The organism is Chryseobacterium sp. 'Rf worker isolate 10', from assembly GCF_050753305.1.
Taxonomy (GTDB): Bacteria; Bacteroidota; Bacteroidia; order Flavobacteriales; family Weeksellaceae; genus Chryseobacterium.
On sequence record NZ_JBOZOF010000003.1, the window covers coordinates 121,855 to 134,555 of the forward strand.

At 34.1% G+C, this 12,701-nt stretch carries 10 protein-coding genes; 1 reads left to right on the forward strand and 9 read right to left on the reverse strand.

Translation table 11 applies throughout. The features are described from left to right. Positions 1–37 precede the first annotated feature (37 nt). From LKL37_RS14905 to rpiB, 6 genes are all read right to left on the reverse strand, one after another. Entirely contained in the window at positions 38–787 is a 750-nt protein-coding gene (locus LKL37_RS14905) for an SDR family NAD(P)-dependent oxidoreductase (RefSeq protein ID WP_431611312.1), read from the reverse strand. Between the two features lie 12 nt (positions 788–799). Next, positions 800–1,171 (reverse strand): YraN family protein, encoded by a 372-nt coding sequence (locus tag LKL37_RS14910; protein WP_431611313.1) that lies wholly within the window; start codon positions 1,169–1,171, stop codon positions 800–802. A 42-nt stretch (positions 1,172–1,213) separates the two neighbouring features. Further along, entirely contained in the window at positions 1,214–2,143 is a 930-nt protein-coding gene (locus LKL37_RS14915; RefSeq protein WP_431611314.1) for a S66 peptidase family protein, read from the reverse strand. Next, a complete protein-coding gene (locus tag LKL37_RS14920) occupies positions 2,140–2,826 on the reverse strand; it encodes a LysE family translocator (RefSeq protein WP_431611315.1) in 687 nt (228 codons plus the stop codon). Before LKL37_RS14920 ends, LKL37_RS14915 begins: the two co-directional genes overlap by 4 nt. 253 nt (positions 2,827–3,079) lie before the next feature. After that, positions 3,080–5,233 carry a ribonuclease R gene (gene rnr, locus LKL37_RS14925; protein WP_431611316.1) on the reverse strand — a complete coding sequence of 718 codons (2,154 nt, stop codon included), beginning with the start codon at positions 5,231–5,233 and terminating at the stop codon, positions 3,080–3,082. Between the two features lie 338 nt (positions 5,234–5,571). After that, positions 5,572–6,006: a ribose 5-phosphate isomerase B gene (gene rpiB, locus LKL37_RS14930; RefSeq protein ID WP_027372149.1), complete on the reverse strand. Its 435-nt coding sequence runs from the start codon at positions 6,004–6,006 to the stop codon at positions 5,572–5,574. 643 nt (positions 6,007–6,649) lie between these two features. On the opposite strand from rpiB, the gene LKL37_RS14935 reads away from it, so the two are divergent. Next, the gene (locus LKL37_RS14935) at positions 6,650–7,840 is read left to right on the forward strand and encodes a phosphoglycerate kinase (RefSeq protein WP_431611317.1); all 1,191 of its coding nucleotides are present in this window, start codon (positions 6,650–6,652) and stop codon (positions 7,838–7,840) included. Positions 7,841–9,326: 1,486 nt separating this feature from the next. On the opposite strand, the gene LKL37_RS14940 is transcribed toward LKL37_RS14935, so the two are convergent. From LKL37_RS14940 to ybeY, 3 genes are all read right to left on the reverse strand, one after another. Next, entirely contained in the window at positions 9,327–10,148 is an 822-nt protein-coding gene (locus tag LKL37_RS14940) for a class I SAM-dependent methyltransferase (RefSeq protein WP_431611318.1), read from the reverse strand. A 120-nt stretch (positions 10,149–10,268) separates the two neighbouring features. Next, positions 10,269–12,131, reverse strand: coding sequence for a tRNA uridine-5-carboxymethylaminomethyl(34) synthesis enzyme MnmG (mnmG, locus tag LKL37_RS14945; RefSeq protein ID WP_431611319.1), 1,863 nt, complete (start codon positions 12,129–12,131; stop codon positions 10,269–10,271). Between the two features lie 153 nt (positions 12,132–12,284). Further along, the gene (ybeY, locus tag LKL37_RS14950) at positions 12,285–12,698 is read right to left on the reverse strand and encodes an rRNA maturation RNase YbeY (RefSeq protein ID WP_431611320.1); all 414 of its coding nucleotides are present in this window, start codon (positions 12,696–12,698) and stop codon (positions 12,285–12,287) included. Positions 12,699–12,701 lie beyond the last annotated feature (3 nt).

Consider the following 12,701-nt stretch of genomic DNA (forward strand, 5'->3'; position numbering starts at 1 on the left):
CTTGTAATATTCTGCAAATTTAATCCATTATTTTGGACTATTTTCTATAAATCGTTCTTGGTTCTGCCTGAGCACTTGGGTAGATGGTCATATCTGAAATGGTAACATGTTTTGGCGCATTTACACAATAGGCAATAGCATCTGCAATATCTTCTGCTTTTAAAGCTTCATAACCTGCATATACCGTTGAAGCCTTCTCGCTGTCGCCTTTGAATCTTACCAAAGAGAAGTCTGTCTCTACAGCTCCAGGCTGAATATTGGTTACTTTGATCCCAAACTCAGTAAGTTCCAGTCTCATACCTTCGGAAATAACGTCTACTGCTTTTTTCGTTGCACAGTACACTACTCCATTAGCATAAGTTTGTCTTGCTGCTACAGAACTTATATTTACAATATGACCTAAGTTTTTAGTTTTCATGATTGGAATAATCATTTTGGAAACATAGAGTAATCCCTTCACATTTCCGTCGATCATAGAATCCCAGTCATCCGTCTTACCTGCTGAAAGAGGATCTAATCCGTGAGCATTCCCTGCATTATTAATCAGAACATCAATCTCTTTCCAGTTTTCCGGAAGCGAATTGATAGCGGTTTCCACTTCTTCGAGATTCCTCACATCAAACTTTAAACTAAATATTTCGGTATATTGAGATAACTCAGATTTTACAGCTTCCAGTACCTCACTTCTTCTTCCACAGATAATAATTCTGTTTCCTTGTTTTGCAAGAAGCTCTGCTGTGGATTTACCTATACCGGAAGTAGCTCCGGTGATTAATATTGTCTTCATAATATTGATTTATTAATTGGCATCAAAGGCCTGAAAAGCATCTTTGATATGGTCAATAATTAAGTTCTTATTTTCATCGGGAAGAACGGAAATGATATCAAATCTGACTTCGTTCTCTTTATTGAATTCCTCCAAATAGTGATTGGCTGCGGAAACAATAGATTTTATCTTGGTTTTGGTAACGGCTTCCTGCGGAAGAATGAAAAAATCCGTAGATCTGGCTTTCACTTCCACTACAATAATAACATTATCTTTTTCAGCAATGATATCAATCTCTGCTTTTTGAAAACGGAAATTTCTGACCAGGATTTTATACCCGTTTTTCTGAAGATAATCAACGGCCATATCTTCTGCTATTTTTCCAAAATCGTTATGGTGAGCCATATTCTGTATTTAAGAGTTTGGAGATAGGAGAGTAGTGGTATTTTAAAAATCTATTTTTACTTTAGCACCAATCTTCATTTTAACATTTCCACCAATTAAAAGGGGTCTGTTGTCCTTAATATGTCCATTAGGAAAAGCAAATGCAACAGGGAAATTATACTTTGAAATTCTATCTGAGATCAGCTTGTATGCAAATTCATCAAAGCTTTCTTCAAAGCTTTTATTTTCCTTTTCATCGCCCATATTGGTCATTCCTCCAACGATCAATCCTTTGATCTTACTGAAGACACCTGCAAGCTCCAGACTCATAATCATACGGTCCAGCGCATAGAAATTTTCTCCGATATCTTCGATAAACAAAATCTTGTCCTTAAAGTCAAAAGAATATTTGGTTCCTAAAAGGGCATAAATAAGGGCTAAATTACCTCCAACCAGTTCTCCTTCAATATTCCCTTCTTTATTAAATTGGTGAGATTGCAGACTGTATTTTGGCGTTTTCCCTTTCAGGATGTCAAAAATCAGATCATAGCTTTCATCTGTAACTCCAAAACTGGATGTTTTGATGGTCTGCCCATGGATAGAAACAAAACCTTTTTTCAACAGATAGCTTTGAATTACTGTATTATCAGAATATCCGATGTACCATTTCGGGTTTTCTGTAAAGTTTTTCAACTTCAGGTGCTGAATCAGATGCTGGCATCCGTAACCTCCTCTGGAAGCCCATACAGCCCCAACTTCTTTGTCGTTTAAAGCCCAGTTAATATCTTTTATTCTTTCCTTTTCTGTTCCGGCGTAATTGTATCCGTTTGAAAACTTGGTGTAAAGATGCTCCCCAAGAATGGGTTCAAAACCTCTACTTTTAATCATTTCTATTCCTTTTTCCAGTTGAGAGGCATCTACCGCTCCTGCAGGGGAAATAACAGCTATTTTGTCTCCTTTTTTAAGAGACTTTGGAAAGATCATTTTTTTCATTTTGTTTTTTGATATTTTACTTCTTTTTTCTCTGCTTCCTCAAGTTGTTTTTCAAACTGGTTGAACTTTTTAAAACTCTGCAGGAAAATAAAGAAACTGAAGATAATAAGGATACAGCCAACAACTCTTCTTATTTGGTTGGCCAGTTTTTGTGTTAATTTATCGTGAAACTGCTTAGCAAGAAATATCTTGGCAAGATCTATTGAAAGGTAAGTGGCCAGTACTATGCCTATATATAAAATAAAACTGCTGGTGTCCGGATATTGATTCCTTACGGAAATTACCGTTACCAGCCAGAAAAGGATGACTCCAACATTTAAAAGATTAAAGAAAAAACCGTTGAAAAATGTTTTAAAATAATTTTGACCAATGATTCTTTCTTCGCCGGGCAAATGCATTTTGGTTTTGGTAACCAGCATCACAATCCCATAGATAAAAATAAGAATGGAGGTAATCCTGTAAAAACCAGGGTGTTTATCTATTAAACTTACAATATCTGTACTGGCATAATAGGCCGCTACAATACATAATAAATCTGCAGTAATCACTCCAAGATCCAGCGAAAGGGCATGCTTTGGGCCTCTGGAAAAGCTGGTTTCAATTAAAAGGAAGAAGATGGGTCCTATAAAAACCAGGCTCAGCATAAATCCTAATATGATGGCAGATAGTACAAGTTCTAGCATTAAGTGGTATTTAAAAATGAATAAAAATTCATTTCGTTTTATACAAAGTTATACTTTATGATTTAATTATTCAATAAAGTTGTGATATATCAAGTGGATTTTAAGGAGAGTTTAATCTGAAATTTTTAAGGAAATAGGAGAGGAGAGAGTTTATTCAAAAGTTTTTACTTAAAAAATAAAAGGCTGAGTGTTCAGTAACATCTCAGCCTTTTTTCTATAATTTTATCTACAGTCTTATTAAAGACCTTTTTCTTTATTCCACAATCTTGAAGTCAAGCTGCTTCTGAATAAGATTCGCTTTTACCACTTTGATCTGAACCTCGTCACCCAGCTGGTATTTGTTTCCATGTCTTATTCCGTATACTGCGTGAGTTTTTGCATCATACATATATGAATCATCTACAAGATCTCTAAGCTTGATCAGACCTTCAGCACCGTTTTCAGGAATTTCAACCCAGAAACCGAATTCTGCCACTCCGGAAATCACTCCTTTGAAAGTTTCTCCAAGATGTTTTTCCATGAACTTCACCTGCATAAACTTGATAGAATCTCTTTCCGCATCTGCTGCCAGTCTTTCCATCGCACTGCAATGTTTTGCTTTGTCTTCAAGCTCACCTCTGTTTGGAGATTTCCCCCCGTCCAGATAATGTTGAAGAAGACGGTGTGCAAGCAAATCCGGGTAACGGCGGATAGGAGAGGTAAAGTGGCTGTAATATTCGAAACCAAGACCGTAATGACCAATTGGTTCTGTAGAATATACCGCTTTGCTCATACTTCTCATCGCAAGGGTTTCGATCATATTCTCTTCGCCTTTGCCTTTCACATCATGAAGAAGTTTATTCAAGGATTCTGCAACCTTTTTGGTATTGGCAAGATTCATTTTATATCCGAAAGTAGCTACAAAATCTCTCAAAGATTCTAATTTTGCCGGATCCGGATCATCATGAACCCTGTAAATAAATGTATTGTTGGTGATCTCACCTTTTCTTGACAATGAGACAAATTCCGATACTTTTTTATTGGCTAAAAGCATGAATTCTTCGATCAGGTGATTGGAGTCTTTACTTACTTTAAAGTAAACACCAATTGGCTCGTTATTTTCATCAAGATTGAATCTTACCTCACTTCTGTCAAAAGTAATAGCACCTCTTCTGATACGTTCATGACGTAAAATTTTAGCTAACTTATCAAGCGTATTGATTTCTTCTGCCAGGTCTCCCTGTCCGCTTTCGATACGTTCCTGAGCTTCTTCATAGGTAAATCTTCTGTCTGAATGAATAACTGTTCTTCCAAACCACTGTTTCTGAATTTCTGCATTATCATTCAGTTCAAAAACGGCAGAAAAAGTATATTTATCTTCATTTGGACGAAGAGAACAAACATCATTACTCAATACCTCCGGCAGCATCGGCACGACCCTGTCAACAAGATATACCGAAGTTGCTCTCTTATACGCTTCATCATCCAGCATAGTTCCCGGAACTACATAATGAGATACATCTGCAATATGAACCCCGATTTCCCAGTTTCCATTTTCCAGTTTTCTTATGGATAAAGCATCATCAAAATCTTTCGCATCCTTAGGGTCAATTGTAAATGTACAGATATTACGCATATCCCAGCGCTTTGTAACCTCTTCATCCGTAATACTTCTGTCTATTTTATCTGCATCCGCTTCCACTTCTGATGGAAATTCATAAGGCAGTCCGTATTCCGCAAGAATAGAATGGATCTCTGTTTCATGTTCTCCCGGAGCACCCAGCACCTGAATGATTTCACCTTCCGGATTTTTATCTCCCGGTCTCCATTCTGTCATTTTTACAATGACCTTATCACCATCTTCAGCGGTACTAAATTTCCCTCTTGGAATAAAGATATCTGTGTTGATTGATTTTTTATCACAAACCACAAACCCAAAATCCTTATGAGCAACCTTCTGAAATGTTCCTACAAATTCAGTTCTGTTACGTTCTAAAACTTCTAAAACTGAGCCTTCCAATTTCTTTCCTTTATAATGATAAGTTATAATAAGAACCTTATCTCCCTGCAGTGCATCCTTCACATTTTTGGCGTGAACGAAGACATCATCTTCCATTCCTTCCACATTCACGTAAGCATTTCCACTTTGGTTGAAGTCAATAATTCCGGTAAGTGTTCCTGCAATTTTCAGGTTCACTATATATTTTCCTTTTTCTACTTCTTTGATCTTTTCGGATCCCTGAAGTTTATGCAGTGCCTGGATGACAAGTTCTCTTTGTCTTGGATTTTTATAATCTATTCCGTCAGCGATCTGCTTATAATTATAAATTTTGGATGAATTAGCATTCATAAAACGGAGAATCAGTCTTCCGATTTCCATTAGTTTTAAATCATTTTTATGACTTATATATTTTCTTTTTTTTGGCATTTTAAATTTCTTTTTAATTGTTTTAGTCTTAGTTCAAATAAGACCTTTTTCTAAATCTTCCTCATTCATTCCTTATATATAAGGTTATTCAATTTCATCATTAGATTCTTTCCGTACATCATCAGAAATTATCTTTCAGTTTACTTAGAACGGGAGCTTTAGTTTTGTATAAATTTAATACAATTCTTGAGAAGAAAAGAGAAAAACCTTCTATTAAATATGTTTCAAATATAAGAAAGGCTTTGGAGAATAATAGAGTGTAATTTCTATTGGACACTGCAAATGTACGAATAAAAAATAAATAAGGCTTGTAATGAGATTTACAAGCCTTATTTATTTTAGCAAACTGCAATTTTGTCAACTCTGTTCTGGTGTCTTCCACCTTCGAAATCTGTTGAAAGAAATTTATCTACAATTTCAATCGCCAGTTCCTTTGATATAAATCTCGCCGGCATTGAAATCATGTTGGCATCATTATGCTGTCTTGCCAGGGTTGCAATCTCCGGCATCCAGCACAATGCACATCTTATTTTCTGATGTTTGTTCGCAGTGATCTGTACCCCGTTTCCGCTTCCGCAGATCAGAATTCCAAGCTCGTTTTCTCCGTTTTCAACAGAGGTTGCAGCAGGGTGTACAAAGTCCGGATAATCCACACTGTTTGTGGAAAACGTTCCAAAATCCTGTACTTCAAAACGTTCTGAAAGATAGTTCTTAACAATCTCCTTATATTCATAGCCTGCATGGTCCGCTGCGATAGCAATTTTTCTTTTCATAATACTCTTATTAAGCTTTATTAGATTCTATTTCATTACAAAGGTAAGAATAATAACAATTCGTGTTAGTAAACCCTGAGTTAATTGTGAAAAGGTATGTGAATAACTGTGGAAAACTTTTATCAACTTTCTATTTTTAAAGATCAATTTATTTCGTAATAGAAATTCTTTCCTCAAACTTTTACCACAACTTTCCAGATGTTTTCTTCATCTATCCCCAGCTTTTTCCATAATAAAATAACTAATAACCGCTTCCTTTCAAACTTACCAACATTTGTTAATAACTATGTGAAATAGCGGGTTTACAAGGATTTATATTGTGAGTTAAATATGAATTGTATAAAAGTTGAATGTTATCAATTTTTAGCCTAAAACTTATCCCCGAAACTAACAACACTCAACAACAACTACATTATTCTTTTTTTTATAAGAGAAAAAATTGTTGATTAATGGGTGATTGGGTTCGGGGAAAGTTTTTGAAAACTTTTATTTTAATCAAAGTGTTGAAAAAGTTTAAAACCTTACATTTGTGAAACGAAAATTCAATGAGTTTCCTGAAATTGTCCTGGCGGGATTTGCGGAAATGCAACCCGGAATCTGGCTCAAGGGATTTCATAAGACTTGGAAAAAAATAAATCTACGTATGAAAACAATCAATGATTTCAATTTTAAAGACAAGAAAGCTCTGGTAAGAGTGGACTTCAATGTTCCTCAGGACGATCAGCTGAAGGTGACAGACAATACAAGAATTGTTGCTGTGAAACCGACAGTGGAGAAGATCCTTAATGATGGTGGTTCTGTCATCTTAATTACACACCTTGGAAGACCTAAAGGGGAAGTGAAAGATGAATTTTCTCTTCAACATATTGTTGGCGAAGTTTCTTCTGTTTTAGGAAAAGAAGTAAAGTTTGTGGATGAATGTATCGGGGAGAAAGCGGAGCAGGCTGCTGCAGATCTGAAACCCGGGGAGATCTTATTATTGGAAAATGTTCGTTTTCATAATGAAGAGGAAAAAGGAGATGCAGCATTCGCTGAGAAACTTTCTAAGCTTGGAGACGCTTATGTAAATGATGCCTTTGGTACTGCACACAGAGCTCATGCTTCTACAGCAGTCATTGCACAATATTTCCCGTCAACTAAATATTTCGGTTTACTAATGGCTAGAGAGCTTCAGGCAATTGATAAAGTCTTAAAGAGCGGTGAAAGACCTGTTACAGCTATTCTGGGAGGGTCTAAAGTTTCAACTAAAATTACCATTATAGAAAATATTCTTCCTGCAGTAGATAATCTGATCATTGGAGGAGGTATGGCATTTACCTTTATTAAGGCTCTAGGAGGAAAAATTGGAAATTCTCTTGTAGAAGAAGATAAGATTCCTTTGGCACTTGAAATTTTAGGAAAAGCTAAAGAAAACAAAGTAAAGGTATATTTACCATCTGATACCATCATCGCTGAGAGTTTTAGTAATGATGTGGAAAGAAAAGAGGTTGATATCTATGCAATCCCTGAAGGATGGATGGGTCTTGATGCAGGTCACAAATCAAGAGATCAGTTTAATGATGTATTGTTAAATTCAAGAACTATTCTTTGGAATGGTCCGATTGGAGTTTTTGAAATGTCAAACTTTGCTGGAGGAACTGTTGCATTGGGTGAGAGTATTGCAGAAGCAACAAGACTTGGAGCTTTCTCTTTAGTAGGAGGAGGAGACAGTGTTGCTTTCGTTAAGCAGTTCGGATATGCTGATCAGGTAAGCTATGTTTCTACCGGTGGTGGAGCAATGCTTGAAAGTCTTGAAGGACTTGAGTTGCCAGGGGTAGCTGCGATCAACAATTAATAAGAAAAAAAGAAATATTATGAAGCCTGCTAATTATATTAGCAGGCTTTTTTCTTTCTTAAAATTGTAAGAAAATCCTTTATTCATCGGAGTTTTCAATATATCTTAGATATAACTTAAGGTTATAACGTGTTGGGTTTAATTCTCTTTCAGGTACTTATATTTTTTTGCTAACCTATTATCAGAATATTTTAAAATTAATGGAGATTTTATTTGGGTTTTAAAGGTAATTTTCCAGTATAAATGATCATTCTTTTGCGTTGAAATTTAATATTAAAATTGTTTTTTCTCTTCACAACTAGCATATATATTTTGAAAAGAATTGGTTGGTAGTCGGTATGTGTTTTAATGAAAATTATTACATGGTCTGAGCTTTAATTTCTGATATTTTTGTTAGCTGAAACAAGTACTGCTGTGATCTTTTGAATAAATTTTAAGAGCTATGACTTGAAATCTTTTAATTCTCCAAATTCCATTATTTTGATCAGTTTTATTTTTAATTTCTTTTTTTTCGTTCCTGAAATTGTTTAGTATACACTTTTATGGTGATAGAATAGGAATTTTGAAAAATTTTATTATTTCACATAATTGTGATTGTATTGTAATTTGCTGTTTATCAATAATTAAACTATATTTAAATTAGTTTAATCATGATTTTATATAAAAAATATTAAAGAAATATTTGAAATTATTTGTGAAATGCCATAAAATGAATTGACTAATTTTCTTTTCAAGAAATTTAATTACGTGTTTTAGTTATTTTGATTTTCTATTTCCATGGATTAAAATTATCATGATTTTTTCAATTTTTATTTATTTACATTTTTTGTAATATCGCTTTTCTCATCCTACATTTTTTAAATTTATTCTAAGCAGAAATTGTTCTCATGAAATTTATTTCTAAAATTATATTTTTAAAATATATTTATTTTTTTGAAAATGATAAGATGGAGTAGGGTAGTTGTTTTTTATTTTTCTAACAAAATATTTTTTGATTTGAGAATAAAAATATTTCATGTTACTCCTAAATTTTTATTTTTTCGAGAAAACTGCTTAAAATTGACCTTCATAAATAGCTCTAAAATCAATTTTCTTACTTTTTTCGAGTGCTTGTATATTATTTTATTTTGATGTGAAATTATTGCTGTTTTTATAATAATTTCCTTTCGAAAACCTTATTTTTTGTTTTCTTGATCCAATTTCATGATGGACGGGAGAATGATACATGAAATTAAAGTTTTACTTTAATTAGATAAATAAAATAATTAATTTCTCTTGTCTTTATTTACAAAATGGAGTAGGGGATGTTTTTTTAAAATAAAAATGCAGTTCATTTTTTTCATTTTTATTTTTAATAAAATATAAGATTAGAAAAAAGCAAAAGATATAAAAAAAGAAAACTCAGGATAAATAATCCTGAGTTTTTGTTTTTAAAGTTGAAATATACCGAAAATTGACCTCCGTAAACCGCTTAAAAATCGATTTTCTATCTTTTCTCGATAATATATATCAAACTTGAAAATTCGTTCGAAAATAGTGCTTTTACATTCGAAATCGTTCCGTAGATCACTGCTTTTGCCCAAAATAAGGGTGATTTTTTATATTTTTCGCTGAGCATGGAGATATAATAGGAGTCAAGCACTAAAGGTTTGATCTTTCTCATTTTCCAGTCTGATTTTTTGGAAATTAAATTTTCCATACCATTTTTGGAAAAATGATAGATATGTCTTGGTACATCATAGGCTGCCCAATATTCTTTATAATGTTTTGCATCGTAAGAAGTAGGGTTGGGAACAGCTATAACAAGAATTCCTTTTTCTTTTAATTTCCCATGAAAAGTGCTTAGCATTTCATCCTGGTTTTCTATGTGCTCAAATACATGCCAGAGTGTAATGGCGTCCAAACTGTTTTCTTCAATTTTATTGATGTCATCTAAAATTGAAGCTTTGGTTATTTTTCCGTGTGCAGCTTTTCTTGCATCAGCATCTGGTTCAAACCCGAACGTTTCAAAATCATTCTCTATATATTTTACAAATTCTCCGGCACCACATCCGTAATCAAGAACTTTAGATCCTTTTTTTATTCTGTCTATCAGTATATTTTTTTTGTACTGCAGATTGAAAGACTGAAGAAATTTATAAAGCTTTTCTTTCAGACTTCCGGAATCCTGATGATGAGAAATATAATCTTCACTTTCATAATATCTGGAAATATTGGATGGGATAGGGGTGGTCTTAAATACCCCTTTTGTTTCTGTCTCTTTAATTTCAAATATTTCCTGTGAAAGAAAATGATCTTTTATTTTCATTGAAATCGTTATCTTTTTTATCATGTAAAAAAATTAAGATATTCAGAGATTGGTATAGCCTCATAAATAGCTTAATTTTCGCTTTATTTTTTTTAATGTTTCACGTGAAACATTAATTTTTTAACGTCCTAAATAGACTAGTAAAACGTTTATATCGGATGGTGAAACCCCACTTATTCTCCCTGCCTGTGCAATTGTTTTCGGACGTACGTTAGACATCTTCTGTTTTGCTTCTGTGGAAAGGCTGGAAAGTTTAGTGTAATCAAAATCTTCTGGTATTTTGATATTCTCCAGTCGATTTAATTTTGCTACGTTCTCTTTTTCCTTTTCAATATACCCTTTATATTTGATATTGATCTCAGCTTGTTCTCTTACTTCATTATTATATTGGGAAGAAACTTCTTTAATAAAGTCTATTTCATCCAATTTTTCTAAAGTAATATTAGGTCTGGTAAGGATTTGAGCTGCTCTATAAGCCTGATCTACAGGATTACTCTCAATAGATTCAAGAATAGGATTGATAATGCCAGGTTTTAAAGAAGTTTCTCGTAAAAACTCTTCAAGTGCCTGACTTTCAGATATTTTAGCTCCTACTTTTCTTAATCTGTCTTCTTTTGCCAATCCAAGCTGGAAAGCTTTTTCGGTTAGTCTGATATCTGCATTATCTTGTCTCAAAAGAAGTCTGTATTCTGCTCGAGAAGTAAACATTCTGTAGGGCTCTTCAGTTCCTTTTGTAATCAAATCATCAATCAATACTCCTATATAAGCTTCATCTCTGTTTAAGATGAAATCTCCTTTTTCGTGAACTTTATTATGAGCATTGATCCCGGCAATTAAACCTTGGCCTGCTGCTTCTTCATATCCGGTTGTTCCATTGATCTGACCTGCAAAATATAAATTATCAATTAATTTAGTTTCCAGTGTATGTTTCAATTGGGTAGGAGGGAAGTAGTCATATTCTATAGCGTAACCCGGGCGGAAAACTTTTACATTTTCAAATCCTGGAATATGTTTCATTGCTTTGATCTGTACATCCTCAGGAAGAGAAGAGCTGAATCCGTTTACATAAATTTCTACAGTTTTCCATCCTTCCGGTTCTACGAAAAGCTGGTGTCTGTTTCTCTCTGCAAAACGATTGATTTTATCTTCTATACTTGGGCAGTATCTTGGACCTAAACTTTGAATCGTTCCATTGAACATTGGACTTCTGTCAAAACCTTCTCTTAAAATATCGTGTACCGTTTCGTTGGTATATACAATATGACAGCTTAATTGTTTTGTTAGTTTTGGAGTATCAAGATAGCTGAACTTTTGAGGATTTTCATCTCCTTTCTGTTCTTCCATTTTTGAATAATCCAAACTTCTTCCGTCTACTCTTGGTGGAGTACCTGTTTTCATTCTTCCTGCTTCGAAACCTAAAGTGACCAATTGTTCTGTAATTCCAAATGCTCTTGGTTCACCCATTCTTCCTCCGCCTAATTGTTTGTCTCCAACGTGAATTAATCCGTTAAGAAAAGTTCCGTTAGTAAGAACTACAGATTTTGCTTTGATCTCAATTCCTAAAGAAGTAACCACTCCGGCTACTTTATTATTTTCAACAATCAATTGTTTTACCATATCCTGAAAGAAATCAAGATTGGGAGTATTCTCTAATGCTAAGCGCCATTCTTCGGCAAAAAGCATTCTATCATTTTGGGTTCTCGGAGACCACATCGCAGGACCTTTTGAAAGATTTAGCATCTTGAATTGAATAGCAGATTTGTCTGCCACAATTCCGGAATATCCTCCCATTGCATCAATCTCTCTTACGATCTGTCCTTTTGCGATTCCGCCCATTGCCGGGTTGCAGCTCATCTGTCCGATGGTCTGCATATTCATTGTAATAAGTAGTGTTTTTGAACCGAGGTTAGCTGCTGCGGCTGCAGCTTCACAACCTGCGTGTCCTGCACCTACTACTATCACATCATATATTTCTGAAATCATTTTTATCTCGCTTGTTTTAAGCTTTAAACCTTATCTTTATAACTAATGTTTCACGTGAAACATTTTTGGAGAATGCACTCTAGGTAAACTAATATTGTTGCTAGAACAGAGTACTTTAGATATGGAACTTTAAGTGATTGTTCAATTTTAAATCTATAAATTCCTGTATTTCTCTAAGTACAGATCTTCCATTCTCCGCATCTCTTTTTCTTCCTCTTCCGTCTTGTCTTTATAGCCTGCAAGGTGTAAAATTCCATGGGCTAAAACCCTTCTTAATTCTTCTTCATAATCTCGGGAAAGGGTAGAGGCGTTGTCAGAAATGCGCTGCAAAGATACGAAAATCTCAGCGCTTATTGTCTTGCCTTTTACATAATCAAAAGTGATAATATCTGTATAATAATCATGCTGTAAATAATCCTGATTGATCTTAAGAAGATATTCATCATCACAGAAAATGTAATTGATTTCTCCAAGCTTTTTTCCTTCTGAAAGAATAAGATCTTCCAGCCATTTTTTGTAATCTGTACTTACCGACTCTGGTAAGTTTTCGTAAAAGAACTGTATCATTTT